General features: G+C 75.9%; 24 protein-coding genes and 1 riboswitch. Of the genes, 10 read left to right on the top strand and 14 right to left on the bottom strand.

Annotated features, from left to right (window positions below):
* The first annotated feature begins 28 nt into the window (after positions 1 to 28).
* From ACI769_RS10260 to ACI769_RS10270, 3 genes are read left to right on the top strand one after another with little or no spacing between them, the layout of a single operon-like run.
* On the top strand, positions 29 to 403 hold the full coding sequence (locus ACI769_RS10260) for a PadR family transcriptional regulator (protein ID WP_024841614.1): 375 nt from the start codon (positions 29 to 31) through the stop codon (positions 401 to 403).
* Entirely contained in the window at positions 403 to 1,779 is a 1,377-nt protein-coding gene (locus tag ACI769_RS10265; RefSeq protein ID WP_085388591.1) for a permease prefix domain 1-containing protein, read from the top strand. Before ACI769_RS10260 ends, ACI769_RS10265 begins: the two co-directional genes overlap by 1 nt.
* A 39-nt stretch (positions 1,780 to 1,818) precedes the next feature.
* Positions 1,819 to 2,901 carry a squalene cyclase gene (locus tag ACI769_RS10270; protein ID WP_085386953.1) on the top strand — a complete coding sequence of 361 codons (1,083 nt, stop codon included), beginning with the start codon at positions 1,819 to 1,821 and terminating at the stop codon, positions 2,899 to 2,901.
* Here the strand turns inward: ACI769_RS10270 and ACI769_RS10275 are convergent.
* The 4 genes from ACI769_RS10275 to ACI769_RS10290 form a co-directional block, all read right to left on the bottom strand.
* The gene (locus ACI769_RS10275; protein WP_085386952.1) at positions 2,826 to 3,881 is read right to left on the bottom strand and encodes an ABC transporter substrate-binding protein; all 1,056 of its coding nucleotides are present in this window, start codon (positions 3,879 to 3,881) and stop codon (positions 2,826 to 2,828) included. The genes ACI769_RS10270 and ACI769_RS10275 overlap by 76 nt on opposite strands.
* A 91-nt stretch (positions 3,882 to 3,972) precedes the next feature.
* Positions 3,973 to 4,842, bottom strand: coding sequence for an ABC transporter ATP-binding protein (locus tag ACI769_RS10280; RefSeq protein ID WP_021482257.1), 870 nt, complete (start codon positions 4,840 to 4,842; stop codon positions 3,973 to 3,975).
* A 29-nt stretch (positions 4,843 to 4,871) separates the two neighbouring features.
* Complete coding sequence (gene fepG, locus ACI769_RS10285; RefSeq protein ID WP_232322664.1) at positions 4,872 to 5,963, bottom strand: iron-enterobactin ABC transporter permease; 1,092 nt, start codon at positions 5,961 to 5,963, stop codon at positions 4,872 to 4,874.
* Entirely contained in the window at positions 5,960 to 7,048 is a 1,089-nt protein-coding gene (locus tag ACI769_RS10290; RefSeq protein WP_085386951.1) for an iron chelate uptake ABC transporter family permease subunit, read from the bottom strand. Before ACI769_RS10290 ends, fepG begins: the two co-directional genes overlap by 4 nt.
* 183 nt (positions 7,049 to 7,231) lie before the next feature.
* Between ACI769_RS10290 and idi the strand changes: the two genes are divergently transcribed.
* Entirely contained in the window at positions 7,232 to 7,828 is a 597-nt protein-coding gene (idi, locus tag ACI769_RS10295) for an isopentenyl-diphosphate Delta-isomerase (protein WP_051027835.1), read from the top strand.
* Positions 7,829 to 7,863: 35 nt separating this feature from the next.
* Here idi and ACI769_RS10300 read toward each other — a convergent pair whose 3' ends face one another.
* Genes ACI769_RS10300 through ACI769_RS10310 form a run of 3 tightly spaced genes read right to left on the bottom strand, consistent with a single transcriptional unit; the run spans position 7,864 to position 10,417 of the window.
* Complete coding sequence (locus ACI769_RS10300; protein WP_085386950.1) at positions 7,864 to 8,604, bottom strand: hypothetical protein; 741 nt, start codon at positions 8,602 to 8,604, stop codon at positions 7,864 to 7,866.
* Complete coding sequence (locus ACI769_RS10305) at positions 8,601 to 9,416, bottom strand: hypothetical protein (RefSeq protein WP_085386949.1); 816 nt, start codon at positions 9,414 to 9,416, stop codon at positions 8,601 to 8,603. The genes ACI769_RS10300 and ACI769_RS10305 overlap by 4 nt, the downstream gene beginning before the upstream one ends.
* Positions 9,413 to 10,417 (bottom strand): hypothetical protein, encoded by a 1,005-nt coding sequence (locus ACI769_RS10310; RefSeq protein ID WP_137281383.1) that lies wholly within the window; start codon positions 10,415 to 10,417, stop codon positions 9,413 to 9,415. The genes ACI769_RS10305 and ACI769_RS10310 overlap by 4 nt, the downstream gene beginning before the upstream one ends.
* 195 nt (positions 10,418 to 10,612) lie before the next feature.
* Between ACI769_RS10310 and ACI769_RS10315 the strand changes: the two genes are divergently transcribed.
* Complete coding sequence (locus tag ACI769_RS10315) at positions 10,613 to 11,461, top strand: class I SAM-dependent methyltransferase (RefSeq protein WP_085386948.1); 849 nt, start codon at positions 10,613 to 10,615, stop codon at positions 11,459 to 11,461.
* 416 nt (positions 11,462 to 11,877) lie between these two features.
* Here the strand turns inward: ACI769_RS10315 and ACI769_RS10320 are convergent, their stop codons facing one another.
* On the bottom strand, positions 11,878 to 12,786 hold the full coding sequence (locus ACI769_RS10320) for an SDR family oxidoreductase (RefSeq protein WP_198163138.1): 909 nt from the start codon (positions 12,784 to 12,786) through the stop codon (positions 11,878 to 11,880).
* Between the two features lie 86 nt (positions 12,787 to 12,872).
* Here ACI769_RS10320 and ACI769_RS10325 point away from each other — a divergent pair, with 86 nt between their 5' ends.
* On the top strand, positions 12,873 to 13,397 hold the full coding sequence (locus ACI769_RS10325; RefSeq protein ID WP_232322663.1) for a low molecular weight protein-tyrosine-phosphatase: 525 nt from the start codon (positions 12,873 to 12,875) through the stop codon (positions 13,395 to 13,397).
* On the opposite strand, the gene ACI769_RS10330 is transcribed toward ACI769_RS10325, so the two are convergent.
* From ACI769_RS10330 to ACI769_RS10345, 4 genes are all read right to left on the bottom strand, one after another.
* Complete coding sequence (locus ACI769_RS10330) at positions 13,380 to 13,985, bottom strand: VanZ family protein (protein WP_085386946.1); 606 nt, start codon at positions 13,983 to 13,985, stop codon at positions 13,380 to 13,382. The genes ACI769_RS10325 and ACI769_RS10330 overlap by 18 nt on opposite strands.
* A 164-nt stretch (positions 13,986 to 14,149) precedes the next feature.
* On the bottom strand, positions 14,150 to 15,298 hold the full coding sequence (locus ACI769_RS10335) for an alpha/beta hydrolase (protein WP_085386945.1): 1,149 nt from the start codon (positions 15,296 to 15,298) through the stop codon (positions 14,150 to 14,152).
* Between the two features lie 95 nt (positions 15,299 to 15,393).
* Positions 15,394 to 16,002 (bottom strand): DUF1992 domain-containing protein, encoded by a 609-nt coding sequence (locus ACI769_RS10340; RefSeq protein WP_232322662.1) that lies wholly within the window; start codon positions 16,000 to 16,002, stop codon positions 15,394 to 15,396.
* Between the two features lie 65 nt (positions 16,003 to 16,067).
* Positions 16,068 to 16,691, bottom strand: a complete 624-nt coding sequence (locus ACI769_RS10345) for a hypothetical protein (protein ID WP_232322661.1) — start codon at positions 16,689 to 16,691, stop codon at positions 16,068 to 16,070.
* 122 nt (positions 16,692 to 16,813) lie between these two features.
* On the opposite strand from ACI769_RS10345, the gene ACI769_RS10350 reads away from it, so the two are divergent.
* Complete coding sequence (locus ACI769_RS10350) at positions 16,814 to 17,998, top strand: pyridoxal phosphate-dependent aminotransferase (RefSeq protein WP_085388587.1); 1,185 nt, start codon at positions 16,814 to 16,816, stop codon at positions 17,996 to 17,998.
* A gap of 95 nt (positions 17,999 to 18,093) precedes the next feature.
* Positions 18,094 to 18,987, top strand: a complete 894-nt coding sequence (locus ACI769_RS10355) for an endonuclease/exonuclease/phosphatase family protein (RefSeq protein WP_232322660.1) — start codon at positions 18,094 to 18,096, stop codon at positions 18,985 to 18,987.
* A 22-nt stretch (positions 18,988 to 19,009) separates the two neighbouring features.
* Here the strand turns inward: ACI769_RS10355 and ACI769_RS10360 are convergent, their stop codons facing one another.
* The gene (locus tag ACI769_RS10360) at positions 19,010 to 19,378 is read right to left on the bottom strand and encodes a CBU_0592 family membrane protein (protein ID WP_198163137.1); all 369 of its coding nucleotides are present in this window, start codon (positions 19,376 to 19,378) and stop codon (positions 19,010 to 19,012) included.
* Between the two features lie 215 nt (positions 19,379 to 19,593).
* On the opposite strand from ACI769_RS10360, the gene ACI769_RS10365 reads away from it, so the two are divergent.
* Positions 19,594 to 20,511 (top strand): LysR family transcriptional regulator, encoded by a 918-nt coding sequence (locus ACI769_RS10365; protein ID WP_409141549.1) that lies wholly within the window; start codon positions 19,594 to 19,596, stop codon positions 20,509 to 20,511.
* A gap of 79 nt (positions 20,512 to 20,590) precedes the next feature.
* Entirely contained in the window at positions 20,591 to 22,072 is a 1,482-nt protein-coding gene (locus tag ACI769_RS10370; RefSeq protein ID WP_137281389.1) for a lactate/malate family dehydrogenase, read from the top strand.
* A gap of 47 nt (positions 22,073 to 22,119) precedes the next feature.
* Here ACI769_RS10370 and ACI769_RS10375 read toward each other — a convergent pair whose 3' ends face one another.
* The gene (locus tag ACI769_RS10375) at positions 22,120 to 22,485 is read right to left on the bottom strand and encodes an SdpI family protein (RefSeq protein WP_158097185.1); all 366 of its coding nucleotides are present in this window, start codon (positions 22,483 to 22,485) and stop codon (positions 22,120 to 22,122) included.
* 175 nt (positions 22,486 to 22,660) lie between these two features.
* A riboswitch (glycine riboswitch) is annotated at positions 22,661 to 22,768 on the top strand.
* The last annotated feature ends 117 nt before the right edge of the window (positions 22,769 to 22,885 follow it).

Genomic DNA, 22,885 nt, shown 5'->3' on the forward strand with positions numbered 1-22,885 from the left:
CCCTAGAACAACTAGGCATAGGAGCGTTATGCGTATCGACAAGGACCTCGTGGCCGCCTCGGCCACCCCGCTCGTGCTCGGGATCCTCGCCGACGGCGAGTCCTACGGCTACGCGATCCTCAAGCGTGTGGACGAGCTCTCGGGCGGCCGGATGCAGTGGACCGACGGCATGCTCTACCCGCTGCTGCACCGGCTGGAGCGCCTCGGGCTCGTCGAGGCGTCCTGGGGCACGTCCGACGTCGGCCGGCGCCGCAAGCACTACGCGATCACGGCCGCGGGGCGCGAGGCGCTCGTCGAGCGCCAGGCGCAGTGGGACGTCGTCGCGCACGCGCTCCAGCAGGTGTGGCGCTCCGCCCAGGACGGGCTGCAGAGCCCGCCGCGCGTCGCGGAGGGGTGGGCCTGATGGGCGCCGCGACCGCGCCGGCCGGCGCCGCGAGCCCCGGCCCGCACGCCGCGCTCGAGGCGCAGATCGACCAGTGGCGCGGGTACGTCCGGCGCCGGGAGGCGATCTCCGCGGCGGACGTCGACGAGATGGAGGACCACCTGCGCGAGCGGGTCGAGGACCTGCGCGCGACGGGCCTCGACGACGACGAGGCCTTCCTCGTCGCCGTCAAGCGCATGGGCACGCTCGACGACCTGTCGCGCGAGTTCGCGCAGGAGCACTCCGAGCGTCTGTGGAAGCAGCTCGTCCTCGTGGGCCAGCAGCCGGGCCGCACCCGCTCGTGGCGCGAGCTCGCGGTCGTGCTGGGGCTCGCCGTCGCGGTGGGCGTCACCGTCAAGGTCGCGACCGTGCTCCTGCCCTGGGAGACGGTCGGCCTCAACGTCGGGCTCCTCGTGCTGCCGTTCCTCACGGCCTACCTCGCGTGGAAGCGCCAGGTCACGCTGCGCGTCGTCGGCGCGCTCGTCGTGCCGTTCGTCGTGCTGGGCGTCGTGCTCAACGTGTACCCGTTCGCGCCCACGGACGCGACGTTCGTCCTCGCAGCGCTCGCCGCCCCGGTGACGCTGTGGTCCGTCGTCGGGCTCGCCTACGTGGGCGGGCGGTGGCGCTCGGACGCGCGCCGCATGGACTTCGTGCGGTTCACGGGCGAGCTCGCCGTGTACTACACGCTCATCGCGCTCGGGGGCGCGGTGCTGCTCGGCCTGACGATCGGGGTCTTCTCGCTCGCCGGCGTCGACCTCGAGCCCTACCTCGACACCTGGATCCTCACCCTGTGCGTCCCGGCGGCGCTCATCGTGGCCGCCTGGCTCGTCGAGGCCAAGCAGAACGTCGTCGAGAACATCGCGCCCGTGCTCACGCGCGTGTTCACTCCGCTGACGCTCGTCATGCTTCTCGCCGCGTTCGTCGTCCTCGCGACCGCGGGGAACCTCGCGGCCGTCGACCGCGAGCTGCTCATCCTCATGGACGCGATCCTCGTGCTCGTCCTGTGCCTGCTCCTCTACTCCGTCTCGGCACGCGACCCGCTCGCGCCCGGGTCGTTCTTCGACGGGCTCCTGGTGGTCCTCGTCGGCGCGGCGCTCGCCGTCGACGCCGTCGCGCTCACCGCGATGCTCACGCGCATCGCCGAGTTCGGAGTGAGCCCGAACAAGGCGGCGGCGCTCGGGCTCAACCTCCTGCTGCTCGTCCACCTCGCGTGGTCGGCCGTGCTCGCGACGGCGTTCCTCCGCGGGCGCCGGCCGTTCGCCGACCTCGTCGCGTGGCAGACGCGCTTCCTCCCCGTCTACGCGGTGTGGGCGGCGGTCGTCGCCCTCGTGTTCCCGCCCGTGTTCGGCTTCGCCTGACCGACGGCGGTCGGCCGTCCCCTGGCGTAGCGTGACGGGATGGCCGACCGACCGTCCGGCGGGCCGGTCGACGACGACGTCGTCGGCTGGCTCCTCGACGCCGACCCGGCGCTGCGCTGGCAGGTGGAGCGCGACGTCGTGCACGCCCCGCCCTCCGTGTGGCGGGCGACGCGGGCGCGCGTCGCGACCGAGGGCTTCGGCGCCCGGCTCCTCGGCCACCAGGACCCCGACGGGCAGTGGGCGGGCGGCGCGTACTTCCCCGCGGACGTCGGCGGGGACGGCGCGGCCCCGCCGGACGCCGAGGGCAGGCCCGAGGAGGGCCAGCCCTGGACCGCGACCACCTGGTCGCTCGTCGCGCTGCGCGAGTGGGGTCTCGACCCCGAGGTGCTCCGCGCGCGCCGCACGCCCGAGCTGCTGGCCGAGCACTGCCGCTGGGAGTACGACGACCTGCCCTACTGGGGCGGCGAGGTCGACTGGTGCATCAACGGGTACACGCTCGCCGCGGGCGCGTGGCTCGGCGTCGACGTGACGGGGCTGCTCCGCACCGTCCTCGACGGTCGGCTGCCCGACGGCGGGTGGAACTGCGCGTGGGTCGAGGGCGCGACCGTGTCGTCGTACCACTCGACGCTCAACGCGCTCAAGGGCCTCCTCGCCTATCAGGAGCACGCCGGGGCAACGGACGAGCTGCGCGCCGCGCGCCGCGCCGGCGAGGAGTACCTGCTCCGCCGCGGCCTGTTCCGCCGGCTCGGCACCGGCGAGCCCGTCGGGGACTGGGCGTTCCGCCTCGCCTACCCGTTCCGCTGGTACTACAGCGTGCTCAACGCGCTCGTCTACCTGCGCGCGGCGTCGCTGCTCGACGGCACGCCGCCGGACCCGCGCGCGGCGGACGCGGTCGAGCACGTCCGCCGCGCGCGGCGCCCGGACGGCACCTGGCTCCAGGGCCGGCGGCACCCGGGCCGCGTGTGGTTCGAGGTCGACGCCCCCGCGGGCGAGCCGTCACGCTGGCTCACGTACCACGCGACCGTCGTCCTCGACTGGTGGGACGGTCAGGACGCGGGCGGCCCCGAGACGACCTCGGCGCCGTCGAGCACCGCGATGAGCTCGTCGAACCACTCGACGTAGCTCGCCCACGTGAACGGACGCTTGTCGTCCCAGCCGACGACCTGCCCCGCCTGGACCGCGGGCAGGCCCGCGTAGACGGGGTTCGCCGCCATGGCCTCGTCGGAGCCGGTGTAGCTGAGCACGACGTCCGCCGGGTAGTCCGGCACGCGCTCCCAGCTGAGCTCCGCCCAGGCCTGCTGGTCCTGCGGGCCGCCGATCGTGAAGCCCAGCTCCTCCAGCAGCGCGAGCTGGCCCAGGGTGCGCTGCCCGACCCACAGCTCCTCGGCTCCGTTGAGCGGCAGGATCGTCAGCGGCTTCTCCGCCGCGATCGCCCGCAGGGTGTCGAGGCGCTCGTCGAACGCGGCGCGCGCCTCCGCGACCTCCGGGGTGTCCGCGTCGCCGCCGAGCGCCTCCGCGAGCGACGCGTAGTCCTCGATCACCTCGACGACGGGCCGGCCGGAGAACTTCATCCCGACGAACGGCGCGACGGCGGTCGCCTCCTCGGTGATCTTCTCGTCCCACCACCGCCACGCCGTGCCGTCCTCCGTGCCGAACCCGATCACGAGGTCGGGGTCGAGCGCGAGCAGCTTCTCCAGGTTGAGCTCGGCGTCGGTGCCCACGACCTCCATCTCGTCGACCCGCGCGTTGCCGATCGACAGCGCGCCCGTGTCGGAGAAGCCGTACCCGAACACGCCGTCGGGCCGCACGCCGTAGTCCCACAGCGCGGCGGCCGAGTAGCCGTCGACGACGAGGCGGTCCGGCGCCTCGTCGAGCTCGTACGTCGTGCCGTGGCCCGAGGACGTCCACGACCAGCCGTCGGCGCTCGCGGACGGCTGGCCGTCGCCGGCGCCGTCGGCGCCCGCGTCGGTGCCCGGGGAGCACGCCGCGACGACGGCCGTGAGACCGAGCGCGAGCGTGGCCGCCGCGACCGCGCTGGCGGGCCGGCGCCGTGGACGGGGCGCGCCGGGCAGGGTGGACGAGGGACGGGTCGTGCGGGTCATGCGGTGCTCCTCCGACGAGGCGGTGCGGGCGAGCGCAGGACGGTGGGGGGTCGGTCGGGCGGGGTGGTCCGACCGGGAGAACGGGGCCGCGTCAGGCGCGGCGGGGCCGGCCCTCGGGCACGACGAGCGGGGTGCCCGTCACGGGGTCGGCGATGATGCGGCACGGGAGGCCGAACACGTCCTCCACGAGCTCGGCCGTGACGACCTCGCCCGGCGCGCCCTCGGCGACGATCGCGCCGTCCTTCATGGCGATGAGGTGGGTCGCGTAGCGGCACGCGTGGTTGAGGTCGTGCAGGACGGCGACGAGCGTGTGCCCGCGGTCCCGGTTGAGGTCGGCGCACAGCTCGAGCAGCTCGATCTGGTGGGCGATGTCGAGGAAGGTCGTCGGCTCGTCGAGCAGGAGGAGGGGCGTCTCCTGCGCGAGGACCATCGCGACCCACACGCGCTGGCGCTGACCGCCGGACAGCTCGTCGACGAGGCGGCCCGACAGGTCGGTCGTGCCGGTCGCGGCGAGCGCGGCGACAACGGCCGCCTCGTCCTCGCGCGACCACTGGCGCAGGAGCTTCTGGTGGGGGTAGCGCCCGCGCGCGACGAGGTCCGCGACGGTGATCCCCTCGGGCGCGATCGACGACTGCGGCAGGAGGCCGAGGCGGCGCGCGACCTCCTTCGCGGGGATGGACGAGATGGAGCGGCCGTCGAGCACGACCTCGCCCTGCGACGGCTTGAGCAGGCGCGACAGCGCCCGCAGCAGCGTCGACTTGCCGCACGCGTTCGGCCCGACGATCACCGTGAACGAGCCGTCGGGGATCGTCACGTCGAGCCCCGACGAGATGACGCGGTCGTCGTAGCCGACGGTGATGCCGTCGGCGTGCAGGCGGTCGGCGGCGGGGGCCGAAGCGCGGTCGGCGGTGCCGGGCGCGGCCGCGTCGTGCGGGGCGTCCGCGAGCTGGGTGGGTGCCACCGGGGTCCTTCCGGTCTGCGGGGTCGGGGTCACTTGCGGGCCTCGCGGACGAGGAGCCAGACGAGGTAGGCGCCGCCGACGCTCACGGTGACGACGCCGACGGGGAGCTGGGTCGGGGCGAACGCGCGCTGCGCGACGAGGTCGCTCGCGGCCAGGAGCACCGCGCCCATGCACGCGGCGGGCAGGATGCGCACGCCCGCGCTGCCCGTGAGGCGGCGCGCGAGCTGGGGTGCGGCGAGCGCGACGAACGCGATCGGCCCGGCCGCCGCGGTGACGAGCGCGGTGAGCGCGACGCCGAGGACGACGAGCGCGAGCCGCACCCGCTCGCTGCGCAGGCCCAGCGCGGCCGCGGCGTCGTCCCCGAGCTCGAGCAGGCCCATGCGCGGGGCGAGCCACACGAGCGGCAGGGCGAGGAGCGCGGCGAGCACGCACGCGGGGATTGCCTGCGCCCACGTCATGCCGTTGAGCGACCCCGCGCCCCACACGGCGGCGGCCATCGCGGTCTCGAGGTCGGCCTTGACGATGAGCCACTGGTTGGCGGAGGCGAGCATCGCGGACACCGCGATGCCGACGATGATGAGGCGGAACCCCTGCACGCCGCGCCGGTAGGCGAGGACGTACACGACCCCGGCGGTGACGATCCCGCCGACGAGCGCGCCCGCCGCCACGCCGACGTACCCGCCGCCGAGCAGCATGATGACGACGAGCGCCCCGGTGTACGCGCCCGTGTTGAAGCCGATGACGTCGGGGCTGCCGAGCGGGTTGCGCGTGAGCGACTGGAAGATGGCGCCGCTCGCGCCGAGCGCCGCGCCGAGCACGAGCGCCATGAGCGCGCGCGGGAGGCGCCACTCGACGACGACCATGTGCACCGGGCCGTCGGCCGCGCCGACGAGCGCCTGGAGCACCTGCGGCACGGTGAGCGGGTAGTCGCCGGTGGTGAGCGCGACCACGCCGACGGCCAGCGCGACGAGCAGGAGCGCCCCGCACACCGCGAGCGTGCGCAGGTCGAGCCGCAGGCTCACGCCCCGGCCGCGCACGACGCGCGTCGGGCGGCCGAAGTCGACGCGCCGGTCCGGACCGGGCGCCCCGGCCGGGAGACGGTCCTGCACCGGGGCGCTCACAGCCCGCTCGCCTTCGAGCGGCGCACGAGCGCGATGAGGACCGGGGCACCGACGAACGCGGTGACGATCCCGACCTGGAGCTCGCCCGGCATGACGACGACCCGGCCGACGACGTCGGACACGAGCAGCAGGACGGGCGCGAGCACCGCCGAGTACGGGAGGATCCAGCGCTGGTCCGGGCCTACCGTCCACCGCGCGACGTGCGGCACCATGAGGCCGACGAACGCGATGGGCCCGGCCGCGGCCGTCGCCGCGCCGCACAGGAGCATGACCGCGACGCCGACGAGCACGCGCGTGCGTCCGACGTTTGCGCCGAGCGAGCTCGCGAGGTCGTCGCCGAGCGCGACGGTGTTGAGCGGGCGCGCGACGACGAGCGCGATGACGAGCCCGATCACGACGAACGGCGCGATCGTCCCCGCCATCTCCATCGTGCGGCCCGCGAGCGAGCCGGCGCCCCAGAAGCGCATGCGGTCGAACGCCGCCGGGTCGAGCAGGGTGATGCCCTGCGAGACACCGCCGAGCACCGCGCCCAGCGCGACGCCCGCGAGCGTCAGACGCACGGGCGTCGCTCCCCCGCGGCCCTGCGACCCGATGGCGTACACCGCGACGGTCGCGACGACGGCGCCCGCGAACGCGAACCAGATGAACGACCCGATGTCCGTGAGCCCGAGGAACGCGACGGCCAGCACGACGGCGAACGCGGCGCCCGCGTTGACCCCGAGGATGCCCGGGTCGGCGAGGGGGTTGCGCGTCATGGCCTGGATGAGGGCGCCCGAGACGCCGAGCGCGGTGCCGACGAGCAGCCCGACGACCGTCCGCGGGAGGCGCAGGTCGCGGATGATCACGTGGTCGCCCGAGCCGTCGTAGCCGGTGAGGGCGTCCCAGACCGTGCCGAGCGGGACCGGCTTCGAGCCGACGACGAGGCTCAGCACGACCGCGAGCACGAGGATCGCGAGGGCGACGAGGAGCCCGAGGCTGCGCCCCGCGTTCGTGCGGGCGACCCCGGCCGGGCGGTCGGCGCGGTCGGCCGGTGCCGTGCCGCCGGGGACGTCGGCCGTCGTGGCGGCGGTCGCGGGCGAGGTCATGGTGCTCGGATCTGCTCGAGGGCGCTCGGCCCGGCGGGTCAACACGAGTGAGGTTACCCTCACCTTAATTCACGCCCCGGAGGGTCCGGCAAGATCGTCCACGAACCCGGTGGAGTGACCCCGCTCACCGTCGGTGCCGGAGGGGGTTGCCGGTCCGCGAGCGGCGTGTGCGAGAGTGGCCGCATGACCTCGCACGTCCCCGTCGCCGCCGACCACGTCGTCACCGTCGACGACCAGGGTCGCCGGACCGGCACCTTCGAGCGCGCCGCGGTCCACACGACCGAGACGCCCCTGCACCTCGCCTTCTCCTGCTACGTGCTCGACGACGCGGGCCGCCTGCTCCTCACGCGGCGCGCCCTCGCGAAGCGCACGTGGCCCGGCGTGTGGACCAACTCGTTCTGCGGGCACCCGCGCTGGACGGAGTCGACCGAGGAGTCGATCCTCCGCCACGCGCGGCACGAGCTCGGGCTCGAGATCGCGGACCTGGAGGTCGCGGTCCCCGGGTTCCGCTACCGGGCCGTCGACGCGTCGGGCGTCGTGGAGAACGAGATCTGCCCCGTCTACGCGGCCCGTGCGGCGGGCCCGGTCGAGGCGAACCCCGACGAGGTGATGGAGCTCGCCTGGGCCGACCCGCGGGACGTCGCGCGCGGGGTCGCCGCCACGCCGTGGGCGTTCAGCCCGTGGATGGTGCTCCAGGTCGGGGCGCTGGGCGGCGCGAGCACGGCCGGCGACGGCCCGACGGCGCCCCTCGCCGCGGCCTTCGGTCCCGCCTCCGCCTGACCGCGCCCGGCCCGCGACCGGGTAGGGGCGAGGAGTCAGACGCGACGGAGCTGCGCGCGGCGGAACCGCTCGGGGATGCCCAGGTGGTCGGCGTCCTCGGCGGTCGAGCGCAGCCGCCGCGGCGGGAGCGCGTGCGGGAGGACCGCGTCGGCGCCGGGGACCCGCGCGTCGTGCATCGCGGCGGCGAGCGCGTGCACCAGGGGCGCCTGCCGGGACGGCCGCCGCGTCGAGAAGACCCACAGGTCGAAGCCGGGGGCGGTCGCGAGGTCGACGGGCTGGCCCTGCGCCCACGCGTGCCGCGCGACGACCGGCGACACCGCCAGGAACGTGACCGGCCGGCGCGACCACAGCACCGTGCGCGACGCGCCGCTCACGCCGCGATCGGCCATGAGGAGCCCGATCGTGCGCTGGTTGCCCACGACCGCCGAGACCGTGCGGGGGTCGATCCCCGACCACGGGATCACCGTGGGCCGCAGGAACGGCGCGAACGAGCCCACGACGATGCCGCCGTCGAGCACGAGCAGCTTCTCCGAGCCGAGGAACCACAGCAGGACGCCGAGCACGGCGGCGACGGCCACGAGCAGGACGGCCGCGGCGACGACCTCGCCGTCGGCGAGGCTGGCCACCGGCGCGAGCAGCACGAGCACGAGGACCACGGCCCACGCGGGGCCGTTCGGCGTCGCGGCCTCGACGTGCCGCAGGCGGCCGAGGCGCGACGCGTCGGCCCAGTGGCGCACCTTGCGCGTCGCGCGGTCGCCGGTCGGCGCGGCCGTCATCGGCCGAGCAGCTCGGCGGGGAGGCGGCGCAGCGTCGCCGGCCCGACCTCCGACAGCTCGAGCGTGACGGGCGCGCCGTCGGCGTCGTGCTCGCCGCCGCGCACGACGTACACGCCGTCCGGCGTCGCGTAGACGCTCACCCGGACGAGGGTGTCCGAGCCTGCGCGCACCGCCCCGAGCACCGTGACGGCGACCGCTCCGGAGAGCTCCGGCGACGTGCGGGCCTCCGCGGCGAACTGCTCGGTCGTGAAGGTGCGGGCGCGGCCGTCGAGCACGGCCTTCGCCGCGGGGTCGAGGAACACCGCGAGGCGCCCCGCGAGCTCGGCGAGCGGGTAGACGCTGAAGGAGTGGTGGCCGCTCGGCCCGACCTCCTCCTCGAGCACCCGGTCCTCGTCGTGCAGGTAGACGTACACCCAGTGCTTGCCGAGCGCCGTCGTGCGGTCCGCGGAGAGGATGGCCGACGCCGTACGCCGCAGCACGAGCGGGCCCGTCACCTCGGGGACCGCGTCGATCCCGACCTGCGGCTCGCCGCCCGGCCCGGGCGGGCGCTCCTCGTCGGACGGCACCACGAGACCCCGCGCGAGCAGCGACCGCAGGGCCACGCGCCCCACGAGCGTGCGGTCCGCGCCTTCCTGCGCGTCGAGCCAGGGCAGCGGGACGAGCTGCGGGTTCTGGAGCCCGTCGAGGATCGCGACCTCCTCGTCCGTGAGCGTGACGACGTGCGTCACCTCGCCGGGCGCCGTGCGCGCGAGCGTCTGCTCGGCGGCCGCGATGTCGGCCGCGGACCACTGCATGGTCGGCTGCTGGGTCACGAGAAGAGGCCTCCGATGAAGTCGCCGGCGGCGGAGAGCCCGTCGCCGATCGCGTCACCGACGTCGGACGCGACGTCGCCGATGGTATCGGCCGCGTCCCCGACGAAGCTCGTGACGTCGTTCCAGCCGTCCGCGAGGTACGGGCCCGGGTCCGAGAAGAACCCCGTGATCGAGTCCCAGTTGTCGTAGACGAGGTTGCCGAGCGCCCAGACGCCCGCGACCGCCGCCGCGCCCGCGACGACCGCGATGCCGACCGGGTTGGTGAGGAGCCCCGCCGCGATCGCCATGGTGCCCGCGCCGCCGATCACGGACAGGACGCCCATGCCGCGGTCGACGCCGCCGCGCACGCCGTCGTACTGGGTGTTGACGATCTGGTTGATGCCGCCGACCACGCCGGCTGCACCGCCGGCGAAGCCCATGAACCGGGAGAACGTCGTGGCCCGCCCGAGCACGCTCAGCGCGTCCCCGACCGCCATCCCGCGCGTGAGCTGCAGGGCGCTCGCCGCCGCGGGCGACAGCGCCGCGAGCCGGCTCGCGTCGAGGAAGCCGCGCGCGGCGAGGAAGGTGCGGTACGCGATCCACGCGCCGCTCCCGGCGCCCCACGCGGACAGCGCGGTGTCGCCGACGTCCCAGATCGACCCGTCGAGCGGGTCGCCCGCGCCGGGAGGGCCGCCGCCGGGGCCGGTCGGCACGCCGGGCCCGGGGACGCCCGGGGACGGGATGGACCCGCCCTCGGTGCTCGTCGCGAACTGCTGGTCCGCGTGGCGCAGGACGGCCTGCGACGCCTCGGAGAGCGTCTGGCTCACGCCGCGCAGCAGCGCGACGGACGTGCCGGTCCACTCGCTGCGGAACTGGTCGGCGTCGCCGCCCTGCCAGCGGCCCGCCGCCTCCACGAGGCCGCTGACCTCGGACGTCGTGCTCACGAGCTGGTCGGAGGCGGACCGCAGCGACTGCGCCAGCCTCCGCAGCTCGTTGACGTCCGCGCCCCACATACCGCTCACGTCGTCCTCGTCCCCTCGTCGGTCGTCCGGCCCGCCGGCACCCGGTGTCCGGGACGCGCGAGGCGGGCACCGGGGAGGCTATCGTGCGCGCCGTGGTGCGGGCGATGGGGAGTCCTCCCCGTCGGGTCGTGGCGCGCCCGCGCCCGCGCACCGCTCGCGTTCGGCTCCGGCGCCCGGGCGGGTGACAATCGACCCATGCCTGACGCGGTACCCGACACCCCCGCCACCCCCGACCGCGCGAGCGAGGCGCCGGTGCCCGCCCGGGACGCCTCGTTCGAGGAGCACGTCGCGTGGGCCCGCGCGGTCCCGGTCGTCGGGTTCGACCTCTCCCCCGTGGCGGGCCGCGTCGTCGAGGACCCGCTGCCGTGGGACTACGTGGCGCTCGCGCGCGAGCTCGTCGCGAGCGGGCGCGGGCCCGTGCTCGACCTCGGCACGGGCGGCGGCGAGCTCCTCTCCACGCTCGGCCCGTTCCCCGCGGGCTCCGCGGCGACGGAGGGCTGGGCCCCGAACCTGCCGGTGGCCCGACGGCGGCTCGAGCCCCTCGGCGTCGAGGTGCGGCCCGTGGAGGGCGACGACGAGCAGCTCCTGCCGTTCTTCGACGGCCAGTTCGCGGTCGTCCTCGACCGGCACGAGGAGTTCGACCCGGACGAGGTGCTCCGCGTCCTGGAGCCGGGCGGCGTCTTCCTCACGCAGCAGGCCGACTCGCGCGACGGCGTGCGTCTGAGCACCGCGCTCGGTGCCGAGCCGGCGTGGGACCCGGACTCGGTCACGCTCGACGCCGCGGTCGAGGTGCTCCGCGAGGCCGGGTTCGTGGTCGACGCCGCGCGCGAGCACGAGGGCCTGCGCCGGTTCCGGGACCTGTCCGCCCTGCTCTGGTACCTGCGGCTCATGGCCTGGCAGGTGCCGGAGCTCGCGTCGCTCTCGCCCGAGGCGGTCGCGCGCTACGAGGCGCCCCTGCGCGCCCTGCACCTGCACCTCGCCGCGGGCCACGAGTTCGTCGACGAGGCGCCGCGCTTCCTCGTGGTCGCGCGCAAGCCCTTCTGACGCCTACTCAGCGTCGGGGTGCGGGCAGCAAGAAGCCCGCGGGCTGGAGGGTTCCTCCTGTCGTGCTGGACGAGGGCACGACACCCGCGGGCTCCGGTGGTTGCGTGGTACTCGCTCGCCGCCGGGGGCTCCCCTCGGAAGACCCCGCCCGGTTCACGGGCTCACCGCATCCGGTCCGTTGCTGGATCGGTTGCGCGACGACTAGCGCGCAACCACCTCACGAGTCCGAAGAATCTTCACTTCCAGGACCACCTCCTTTCGCGTGTACGACGACGGTACGTCCGCCTCCCGCGGCCACGCCAGGGGTTTTCGCCCACGGCGTGGAACCGCCGTGGCGCGTCCCGCCCGGTCGCCCGGTCGGTCCTTCGAGGGTCGGCCGGGCGACGCGCGGTCCGACGTCGCGCGCTCGACGCGGGTCAGGCGGGGCGCAGGTGCGCCCACTCCTCGGGGTAGTCGTCGAGCCACGCGGCGAACGACTGCGCGGGTCGCTCGACGAGCCGCGGGACCGTGTCGCTCACGTGGGCGAGCTCGCCCGCGGCGATCGCCGTGTACGACGACACCCAGCCGTCCACCTCGAACCGCGGCGCCCCGTACCGGTCGCGCGACGCGTACGCCTCGTCGACGGTCTCGGGGTGGTACGTGATCTCGCGGCCCGTGGCCGACGACAGCTCGGCCGCGACCTCGGCGAGCGTGAGCGCCTCGGGGCCCGTGACGTCGTAGGTGACGCCGTCGTGGCGGTGCGCGTCGGCGTCGAGCAGCACGACGGTCGCGACGTCGGCGATGTCGTCGTGCGAGACCGACGCGACGCGCCCGTCGCCCGCGGGGCCGCGGATCACGCCGTCGTCGCCCACCATGAGCGCGAGCCCGCGGTGGTAGAGGTTGTCGCGCAGGAACGTGTGCCGCACGCCCGTCGCGCGGATGTACTCCTCGGTGCGCCAGTGGTCACGCGCGAACGTGAACACGGCGTCGGGGGCGGCGCCCACGAACGACACGTAGACGATGCGGTGGACGCCCGCCGCGACGGCCGCGTCCACGGCCGCGCGGTGCTGCGCGACGCGGTCGACGTCCTCGCGCGCGGACACGAGCAGGACGGTGTCCACGCCGGTGAACGCCTCGACCATGCCGCGCGTGTCCGTGTACCCGGCGACGACGGCGACGTCCGACTCCGGCAGCGGGTCGTCGCCCAGGCTGGGCGCGCGGGCGGCGTCGCGCACCACGAGGCGTTGCGGCGCGCCCTCGGCGGCGAGCCGGAACGCGAGCTTCGACCCCAGGAGACCGCTCGCGCCCGTCACGGCGACCCGTCCCGACCCCGCCCCGATCATCATCTCCTCACGGTAGGCGCCCTGGTCACGGGCCGCCCGACGACCGGCCTGGACGGGAGGGGAGCGCCCTCCTCGCGCAGAATGGGGCCATGTCCAGTGCCGAGACCCGCCCCGGGCCCTACCGCGTCATGACCGTCTGCACCGGCAACATCTGCCGCTCCCCCATGGCCGAGGTGGTGCTGCGCGACCGCTTCGAGGCGGCCGGTCTCGGCGACCGCGTCGTGGTGGACTCGACCGGGATCAGCGACGAGGAGCGGGGGAACCCGATCGACCGCCGCGCCCGGGCCGTCCTGGCCGAGCACGGGTACGTCGTCGACGGGACGCACCGGGCGCGTCAGGTGCGCGCGGGCGACCTCGGCGCGCGCGACCTCGTGCTCGCGATGACCGCCCAGCACGCGCGGGCGCTGCGGCGCCTCGACGCGTCGGCGCCGGTGCGCCTGTACCGCTCGTTCGACCCGGCGGCGCCGCGCGTCGAGCCGGGCGGGTCCGAGCACGTGCTCGACATCGCCGACCCCTGGTACGGCGGGCAGCAGGACTTCGAGGACTGCCTCGCCGAGGTCGAGGCCGCGGCTGACGGGATCGTGGACCTCGTGCGCTCAGAGCTCGACGGCTGAGCGCGCGCGACGGGCGTCCGTCCCGTCGGCGCGTGACCCGCGCAGCGGGGCCGTGGACCAGCGGAAGCGGTCGAAGAACGCGTCGAGCGCGGGGACGCGGGACAGCACGGTGAACAGCCCGAGGCCGAGCACGCCGCCCACGACGTTGAAGAGCAGGTCGCTGGCGTCCGCGACGTGGCCGCCACCCAGCAGGTGCGAGGTGACGTACTGGGTGACCTCGATCGCGAGACTGAAGGCCGCTGCCGTGAGCACGACGCGCCACCACGACGGCCGCGCCAGGAGGAGCGGCAGGAGCACGCCCAGCGGCACGAACACGAGGACGTTCATCACCGCGTCGGCGACCTCGTAGTCCACGAGGGGCACGAGGACCAGGTGGGCGTCCCACGCGGCGCTGCTCGCCGGCTTGTCGAGGAAGATCGGGAACACCGTGTTCGCCACGACCCCGGCCGCGTAGACGGCGAGCGCGAGCGCGACGGCGGCCCGCGGCAGCGTGAGACGACCGGACCGGTGCAGGCGCCACAGCAGCAGCCCGAGGACCACCGCCCCCAGCGGGACGACGACGGGGAGGACGGGGACCTCGCGAAACACTCGAACCGCTCCTTCAGCTGACGACGCCACGCACGACGTCGCCGACGGTAGCGGTGCCCCGCCACCCGGGAGATCCCCCGACGGTGCGACCCCGGCCGCGGCGCCCTCCCCCTGCGGGTGGACCGGGGCGCGCCGCCCGAGGTGTCATCGGGTGTCGTCGAGCGTCACCGGCGGCGGGTCCGCCCGCGCAGCGTCCCGACGGCGGTGCCCACGGACCGCGCGACGGACCGTCCCGCGTGACGCACCGTGGCACCGAGCCGGCCGAGCGCGCGGCCCACGCCGCCCGTCGCGCGCGGCGCGCCGCGGGGAGAGGGGGCGACGGCGTCGGGCACGGGCGGGGTGACGGGCGCGGGCCGCGGCAGGTACGCCCCGACCCACTGCGCGATCCGCCCGTAGGCGAGCGCGCGCACGGGCCGGGAGGAGAGGACGACGTCGTGCAGGGCGCCGTCGAGGCGCGCGACCGTGACGAGGTCGCCGAGCTGGACCGAGCGCTGCGCGACGCCGTCCACGTCGATCGCCGTGTCGGTGTGCATCATCTCCGGCGTCCACCGCGGCAGCAGCGTGCTCCGGGCCGAGAGCAGGACGAGCACCGGCGCGCCGATCCCGAGCCCGCGCGCGACGGTCTGCTGCCCGCGGAAGACGGCGGACAGCCACGCGGGCGTCGTCCGGAAGCCGTGCTGCGGGCGCCAGGCGAGGTCGTAGGACCACTCGCCGTCGAACTCCTTGCTCACGGAGCGCGTGTAGAAGCCGAGGTCGACGTTCGGCAGCGGGCGCGTGGGCGTGAGCCGGGCGCGCGCGCCGATCACGGGCTCGAGCAGAAGACGGCCGACCTCGCGCGTCTGGAACTCGAGCCACGGGCTGTTGAGGACGAGCGCCGCCGCACGCCCGGGGTGGCGCGCGAGCCACAGGCTCAGCGTCAGGCCGCCGGTCGAGTGGCCCATGAGCACGACCTCGCGCGGGGACCGCCCGTCGCCCCGGTGGCCCATCGCGACGAGCGCGGCCTCGATGTCCTCGTCGTACGTCGCGAGGTCGGCGACGAACCCGGGAGTCTGGCCGGGCCTTAGGCTGCGGCCGTACTTGCGCAGGTCGAGCGCGTGGAACCGCGCGCCGTGCGCCTCCCAGAAGTCGGCGAGCTCGGTCTGGAAGAAGTAGTCGGACCAGCCGTGCACGTACAGCACGTCGAGGTACGGGTCGGGCCCCGGGCGCCGGCGCCGCACGAGCGTCGCGACGACGTCGCCCTCCTCGTCGGGCGCGAGCGGCAGCGTGAGCTGCTCGTAGTCGTCGCCCAGGACGTCGGGCTGCCAGTCCGCCATGCGGCCGACCCTAGGCGGGCCCGACGACGACCGCCCGCCCGGCGGGTCGCGGACCGGTCGGGCGGGGTCGGGTCCGGTCGGGCCGGTTCCGGTGGTCAACGGTCGGCGCGGCGGGCGCGCCAGCGCGCGACCTCGTGCTCGACGTCGCGCGTCGGGGTCACGACGGGCGGCCCGCCGAGCAGCTGGCGGCGGGCGTCGACGACGCGCGCGTTGAAGTCCGCGAGGATCTCGCGCACGGCCTGCTCGTCGAGCTCGCGGTCGAGGCGGTCGTCGAGCTCACGGTCCTCGGTCTTGAGGAGCATCGCCGGCGGCCCGAGACCGGTGAGCTGCTCGCGCTCGATGACCGCCTTGAGCCACCAGTCCGGGTCGTGCGTGCCCGTGAGCCCGGGGATCGGCTTGCCCGCGAGCGGGAGGTCGTCGAACTCGCCGCGCCGGACCGCCTGGTCGATCACGGTGTCGACGTACATCGCACGGTCCTCGGGTCGTACACGACGTGGGCCCCCGGCCGGGAGGTCGTCCTCGCGCGCCTCGGCCGCGCCGCGCGTGCCGGGTTCGCCCGGCGCGTCCACGGGCTCACGGCGGGCGGGGTCGTCGTCGGACGCCTCCCGCTCCGCGGCCTCGCGCGCGGCCTCCCGCTCGACCCGGTACTGCGCGGCCCGCCGGACGGGGTCGTCGTCCGGGGTGCGGGAACGTCGTCGGAACACGAGCACCTCCCTCGTCGTCTCCGCCCAGCGTAGGCAGCCGCGGGCCGGCCGGACGAGCAGAGAGCTCAGCCGTCGAGGAGCGGGTGGTACCGGCGGCGCAGGGCCCGGTCGAGGGCGGCCAGCACGCCGCCGACCGTGAGGACCGTGTTCACCGGGCCCGGGAGGTCCGGCACGAACGGCGGCGTCCAGCCGGTGAACTGCGACGCCAGCTCGAGCAGCTGCGGCACCTGCGTGAGGAGCGCGACCGCGAGCACGACCCACGCCGTCACGCCCACGGCGCGGCTCGCCGTCGGGCGCTCGCGGTCCATGCGGTCGCGCCACGCCTCGGCGGTCCCGGGCAGCGGCGGGACGTCGTGCACGGTGCCGACCGCGTCCACGACGCGCACGTACCGCATCCCGTAGGTGCTCATCCTCGCCTCCAGCGTCGCGCCCCCGAGGTCGAAGCGGGCTCGCGAGCGCTGCTCGTCGACGAGCCGACCGTCCCGGTACAGCCGGATGCGCTCGTCCCAGTCGAGGAAGTCCACGGCCACGACGTACTCGTGGCCGCCGTGCCGGAGCCCGAACGCGCTGCGCCACAGGACCGCCCACCCGCGGACGGGGCGGAAGGTCGCGGCGCGGTCCCGCCCTCCGCCGCGGTCGCCGTCCTCTCGGTCGTCGGGGCCGTCGCGCCAGGCGTCGTCGGTCGTCATGGTCCCATCCGACCCCGGGCGTCGGGCACGGCGCGTCCGCCGGACGACCGACACCCCGGTGCGCGGCCGGCCGACGTCCGACGAACGGATGACCCGGGCATGATGGGCTCATGCCCGGGTCGATGAAGGTCTCACGCCGCTCCCACGTGCCGCCGTTCGCGGTGATGGAGGTCCTCGCCGAGGCGAACCGGCTGCGCGACGCGGGCGCGTCCGTGCTCAACCTCTGCGCGGGCGAGCCGTCGACCGGGGCGTCGGACGTCGTGCGGCGGCGTGCGATCGAGCTGCTCGAGCACGGCGACCTCGGCTACACCGAGTCGCTCGGGGTCCCCGCGCTGCGGCGCGCGATCGCCGAGCACTACGACCGCTGGTACGGCGTCGAGATCGACCCGGCGCGGGTCGCGGTGACCACCGGGTCGTCCGGCGGGTTCCTCCTCGCGTTCCTCGCGGCCTTCGACGTCGGCGACCGCGTCGCGCTCGCCCGCCCCGGCTACCCCGCGTACAAGAACATCCTGCGCGCGCTGGGGTGCGAGGTCGTCGAGCTCGACTGCGGCCCGGAGACGCGCTACCAGCCCACGGTGTCGCAGCTCATGGAGGCGTACTACGACGGCGGCCTCGACGGGCTCGTCGTCGCGAGCCCCGCGAACCCGACGGGGACGATGATCCTGCCCGCCGAGCTCGACGCCGTCGCGACGTGGTGCACCGACCACGACGTGCGGCTCGTCAGCGACGAGATCTACCACGGCATCGTCTACGGCGACGGCGCGGACGGTCCGGCCGCGGCGCTGCCCACGGCGGCGCGGTACGTGCCCGACGGCGCGGTCGTCGTCAACTCGTTCTCGAAGTACTGGGCGATGACCGGGTGGCGCCTCGGGTGGCTCGTGCTGCCGGACGAGCTCGTCGGGCCGGTCGACGCGCTCGCCGGGAACGTCGCGCTGTCGCCGCCCGCGCTCGCGCAGCACGCGGGCGTCGCCGCGTTCTCCCCCGAGGGGTACGCCGCCGCGGCCGAGAACGTCGCGCGGTACGCGGCGTCGCGCGAGCTCGTGCTGTCCCGGCTCGACGACCTCGGGTGGTCGCGCGTCGCGCCCGCCGACGGCGCCTTCTACGTCTACGCCGACGTGTCCGGGGACGGCCTCGACTCCGTGACGTGGTGCGCGCGCCTGCTCGCCGAGGCGGGCGTCGCGCTCACGCCCGGCACGGACTTCGACGGCGTCCGGGGCGGGGACTGGGTCCGGCTGTCGTTCGCCGCGGCCCCGAGCACGGTCGCCGAGGCGGTCGAGCGGATCGCCGCCTGGCGCCGCACCCTCTGACAGGCCCGGGGCGCGTCGCCCCCGCGGCGTCCCCGGTGCCGGGCGGGGGACCCGCCCTGGTCGCGACGGTCCGCGGCCCGCGCGAGGATCGTCCGGTGCCCCACGACTCCCGTGACCTGACCGACGGACCGCTGCCCCCGCGACCGGAGGGCGCCCTGCGCCTCGCGACCTTCAACACGCTGCACGGTGCCGCGCTCGACGGGACGGTCGACGTCGAGCGGTTCGCGCGCGCCGTCGCGTACCTCGACGCCGACGTGCTCGCGCTCCAGGAGGTGGAGCGCGACTCGCCCCGCTCGCACCGCGCCGACCTCGTGGCCGTCGCGGCGGAGGCGCTGCGCGCCGAGCACCGGCACCTGTCCCCCACGCTGCGCGGCGTCTCCGGTGCGTGGGTGCGCGCGGGCCGGCCCGGGTCGGGCGTGCGGCGCGTCCCCGGCGTCGCGTCGTACGGGATCGGGCTCGTCAGCAGGTTCCCCGTCGAGCGGTGGTCGCGCCTCGAGCTCGACCGGATGCCGTGGCGGTCGCGCGTGCGGCGGCGACGGCCGGGGACCGCGACGGGGGCCGCGCGCCTGCTGCCGTTCCGGGTGGTGCCCGACGAGCCGCGCGCCGCGCTCGCCGCCGCCGTCCGCACGCCGTGGGGGCCGCTCACCGTCGTGACGGCGCACACGACGTCGCGCCCCGAGTTCACCGCGGACCAGCTCCGGTCCTTCACGGGGGCCTGCGCGCCGCTCCCCCGCCCGCTCGTGCTGCTGGGCGACCTCAACCTGCGCGCGCCCGAGCCGGCAGAGATCACCGGGTTCACGTCGCTCGCCGACGTGCTCACGCACCCCGTGGACCGGCCCGTGCGGCAGATCGACCACGTGCTGGCCGACGGCCTGCCCGGCGGCCCGACCGTCCGGGCCCTCGGGCCCGCCACGGCCGTCGACACAGGGCTGTCCGACCACCGCGCGGTCGTCGTGGACGTCGTCCTGGAGCCCGCGCCGGGCGCTTAGCGCTGAGCCGGGCCGGGGGTGGTCAGGCGGCGAGCCCGACCTCCTGGGGTGCGGGGTCGCCGTCGGCGCGCACGGCGGCCGGTGCGGAGGCGGCCGCCGTGATCCCGGCGGCCTCGGCGAGCGCGGGACGGCGCGCACGGCGCGCCCGCACGATGACGACGATCGCCTGGGCGCCGATGAGGACCCACACGAGGTTCGCGGCGACGGACGGCCACACGCCGTTCGCGGCGGCGACCATGCCCATGAGGCCTGCGGCGGTGAGGTTGGTGAGCTGGAACGGGGCGGACGACGGCGCCCAGCGGCCACGGCTGACCATCGCGTAGGCGACGACGCCGGCGGCGGCACCGATCCAGCCGAGGAACATGACGATCGCGTCGAGGGTGACGGGCACAGCGGTACTCCGGTGACGAAGAAGGGGTGGAGGGGGTACCGCGACGCTGCGGTGGCTGTGCGCTCCGGGCCGATGGCTGGTGGCGCGGGTGGTGCGAAGCTCGGGCGCCGACCCGTAAGGAGGAGGAGGTAACCGACCGGCGCCACGACAAGTGTGAGGCCTTCCGAGGTTCAGCACAATCGAAGGATTCTGCACCGGGCGTTTAGCATCTCTACATGGCGACGGACCCACGCAGACTTGGTTTCCTCCTTGCCGTGCACCGGGGCGGAGGCATCCTCGCGGCAGCGGATCTCCTGCACGTCACCCCGTCCGCGGTCTCCCAGCAGATCCAGCGGCTCGAGGCCGAGGAGGGGGTCGTCGTGCTCGACCGCGGACCGCGCGGCGTGACCCTCACCCCGGCCGGTCGCGTGCTCGCCGAGACCGCCGAGCGCATCGAGACCGAGCTCGTCGAGGCGCGCAAGGCGCTGGCCGCGCTCGGCGACGAGGTGAGCGGGCGCGTCGCCGTCGGCTCCTTCCAGACGGCGATCCGCGCCGTCGTCGCCCCCGTCGCCGGGAGGCTCGCCGAGACCGCGCCGGGGATCGAGCTCGACGTGCAGGAGCGCGAGCCCACCGAGGCCCTGCGGCTGCTGCGCGCGGGCGAGCTCGACGTCGTGCTGCTCGAGCGCGACTACGAGGCCGACTCCCCCGCCCCGCGCGGCACGCGCGAGATCGTCCTGCTCGACGAGCCGTGGCGGCTCGTCGTCCCCGCGGGCATGCCGACGCCCGCGCGCCTCGACGACGTGCGCGACGCCGTCTGGCTGGGACCGGAGCCGGGCACCGCCGCCGCCCGTGCGCTCCGGCGGCTGGCCCGGGGGCTCGGCGGGACCCTGCGCACGCGGCACAACTACTACGACTTCGACGTCGCGCTCTCGCTCGTCGCCGCCGGGCTCGGTGTCGCGATGCTCCCGGCGCTCGCCGTGGAGGGCGGCGCGTCGGACGAGGTGCCCGACGGCGTCACGGTCGTCGGCCTGCCCGGGCTCGGCTCGCGCCGCCTCGTCGCGCGCCACCGCGCGACCCGGCACGAGCCCCGGTCGGTCGTCTCCGCGGTGCTCGACGAGATGGTCGCCGCCGCGGGCGACATCGCGTTCGCCTGACGTCGTGGTCCCCGGGTCCGCCGGACGATCCCAGGGCCGCTGAGGGTCGCGACGGCGCGGGGCGTCGTAGCCTGCCGGGGTGGACGTAGCGGTGGTGGGGGCGACGGGCGACGTCGGCCGACAGGTGTGCACGCAGATCGTCGAGCGGCGGGTGCTCCCGCCGACGGCGCGGCTCCAGCTCGTCGGTCGGGCCGGCGGCGCGTCGGGGCGCGCCGTGCACGGGCTGCGCGCCGACCTCGTCGACGCGTACGACGAGCACGCGCCGCTCCTCGACGTCGCGCACTCGCCCGACGACGTCACTGCCGACGTCATCGTCGTCGCCGCCGGCCTCACTCCCCCGGCCCGCACGGGCGCCGACCCCGACCGGCGCGTGCTCGCCGCGACCAACGGCGCGGTGCTCGCCGAGTACGCGGACGCGATCGCGCGGCACGGCTCGGGGCACGAGGTCGTGATCGTCGTGACGAACCCCGTCGAGCTCGGTGTCGCGGTCATGGCGGAACGGCTCGGGCGGCACCGCGTGCTCGGCATGGGGGCCTGGCTCGACACGCTGCGGTTCCGGCGCGAGCTCGCGGTCGAGCTGGGCGTGCGGCGGCACCGCGTCGGCGGGTTCGTGGGGGGCCAGCACGGCGAGGACGCCGTCCCGCTCTGGTCGACCGTCCGGGTGAGCGGGCTCGACGCCGACGAGCGGGCGCGCGCCGTCGCCGCGCTGCGCCGCGGCCGCACGCTCGACGCGCTGCCGGGCGAGATCGCCGCGGCGAAGGACGAGCTCGCGCGCGTCGCGAGCCAGGACATGGGCGCCGCGTTCGAGCTCATCGACACCTGGCCCGCCGACCTGCGGCTCGTCACGCGGCCCTGGATGACGCACCAGTCCGGCGCCAAGACCCCCGCGGGCACCGCGAGCGCGACCGTCGACCTGCTGGAGGTGATCCTCGACGGCCGCGAGATCGTCGTCGCGGGGCAGGTCGCGCTCGACGGCGAGCTCGACGGACGCCTCGCCCCGGCCGACGGCGTGCCGTCGCGCGGCGTCCTCGGCGTCCCGGTCGTGCTCGGCCCGGGCGGGTGGACGCGCGTCCTGCTCGACGAGCTGCCCGACGACGAGGCGCGCCGGCTCGTGCAGGCGGCCGAGGGGATCGATCGCCTGGTGTCGGCGAGCGCGGTGCCGGACGCGGGCCGTGCGGCGGGTGCGGCGGGTCCGCAGGGCGGGACGGGCTCGCAGGGCGGGGCGGCGGTCGTCCCCGGCACGACCGGTGCGGCGGGCGCGGTGCGTGCGCCGGCCCCGGTCGGCGCGGAGCGCGACTGGGTCGCGACCGTGCACGGCCTCGACCAGCCCGGCACGCTCACCGCGCTCACCGGGGTCTTCTCGACGCGCGGCGTGAGCTTCGACTCGCTCGCGACCGGGCCGGTCGACGGCGACGGTCGAGCCGGGCGGATCGTCGTGTCGTTCCGTGCGACCCCCCGCCGCACGCGCGCCCTGGAGCGCGCGGTCCGGCGCCTCGCGACGGTGCGCTCCGTCGTCGTGGAGCCCGCGGGCGACTCCTCCCGGCACGGCACGCCGGGCTGAGCGACGGCCGGGCTCGCGGGGCCGACCGTGCGCGAGCCGCCGCCGGGTCAGCGGCGAGGACCCACCTCGCGGCGCACCGCCCGCGTCCCGACGACGAGCCCTCCCACCGTGAGGGCGAGCGCCAGACCGGTCGCGACCAGCACGACGACGAGGCCCGCGGCGTCGTCGACCACCAGGAGCACCGGGGCGGCCGCGACGAGCACCCAGCCCGCCGCCTCGCTCAGCGGCCGGGCCGCGCGGTGTGCCGTGCGCCAGGCGTCGTCGCTCGCCAGAGTCGTCGCGGTGCGGATGCCCGCGACCTGGTTGCGGCCGATCCGTCCGGAGGCCGTGGCGCGGGCGCACCAGACGAGCAGGAGACCCGCTCCGGCGAGGACGAGCAGGAGCACGAGATCGGCGACGGTGTCGGGGTGCACGTGCCCCACCCTGTCACGGCGGCGCGCGCCCGTGCCGGGCTACCGGTAGGCGTGCGCCTGGAGCGCGGACATCTCCGCGCACGGTCCGCCGCGAGCGCGACCGTGGCGCCTGCCACGGCCCGCCCGGGCGGCACGACCCCGGTAGGATCGTGCGCACAACTGCAGTACTGCCGCCCGAACCTCGACGGGAGAGCTCGGCAGCACGGTCCTCGGACCGGGCGCCGGCGCCGAAGGAGCAAGTCCTCCCCGGGAATCTCTCAGGCCCACGTACCGTCGAGGCGAGGCAACTCTGGAAAGCGGTCGTGCGCTCGTCGGACCCCCGGCGACCTCGGCCCACCGACGGTGCAAGTCGGCGCGCCCCGGCCCTCGCGGCACGGCGGACCGGCAAAACTCTCAGGTC

It is taken from the genome of Cellulosimicrobium sp. RS (genome assembly GCF_046159675.1).
Lineage (GTDB): Bacteria > Actinomycetota > Actinomycetes > Actinomycetales > Cellulomonadaceae > Cellulosimicrobium > Cellulosimicrobium funkei.

Coding starts and splice junctions, on each gene's coding strand:
- ACI769_RS10260 (WP_024841614.1), top strand. CDS start 29: ATGCGTATCGACAAGGACCTCGTGGCCGCCTCGGCCACCCCGCTCGTG.
- ACI769_RS10265 (WP_085388591.1), top strand. CDS start 403: ATGGGCGCCGCGACCGCGCCGGCCGGCGCCGCGAGCCCCGGCCCGCAC.
- ACI769_RS10270 (WP_085386953.1), top strand. CDS start 1,819: ATGGCCGACCGACCGTCCGGCGGGCCGGTCGACGACGACGTCGTCGGC.
- ACI769_RS10275 (WP_085386952.1), bottom strand. CDS start 3,881: ATGACCCGCACGACCCGTCCCTCGTCCACCCTGCCCGGCGCGCCCCGT.
- ACI769_RS10290 (WP_085386951.1), bottom strand. CDS start 7,048: ATGACCTCGCCCGCGACCGCCGCCACGACGGCCGACGTCCCCGGCGGC.
- idi (WP_051027835.1), top strand. CDS start 7,232: ATGACCTCGCACGTCCCCGTCGCCGCCGACCACGTCGTCACCGTCGAC.
- ACI769_RS10300 (WP_085386950.1), bottom strand. CDS start 8,604: ATGACGGCCGCGCCGACCGGCGACCGCGCGACGCGCAAGGTGCGCCAC.
- ACI769_RS10315 (WP_085386948.1), top strand. CDS start 10,613: ATGCCTGACGCGGTACCCGACACCCCCGCCACCCCCGACCGCGCGAGC.
- ACI769_RS10320 (WP_198163138.1), bottom strand. CDS start 12,786: ATGATGATCGGGGCGGGGTCGGGACGGGTCGCCGTGACGGGCGCGAGC.
- ACI769_RS10325 (WP_232322663.1), top strand. CDS start 12,873: ATGTCCAGTGCCGAGACCCGCCCCGGGCCCTACCGCGTCATGACCGTC.
- ACI769_RS10335 (WP_085386945.1), bottom strand. CDS start 15,298: ATGGCGGACTGGCAGCCCGACGTCCTGGGCGACGACTACGAGCAGCTC.
- ACI769_RS10345 (WP_232322661.1), bottom strand. CDS start 16,691: ATGACGACCGACGACGCCTGGCGCGACGGCCCCGACGACCGAGAGGAC.
- ACI769_RS10350 (WP_085388587.1), top strand. CDS start 16,814: ATGAAGGTCTCACGCCGCTCCCACGTGCCGCCGTTCGCGGTGATGGAG.
- ACI769_RS10365 (WP_409141549.1), top strand. CDS start 19,594: ATGGCGACGGACCCACGCAGACTTGGTTTCCTCCTTGCCGTGCACCGG.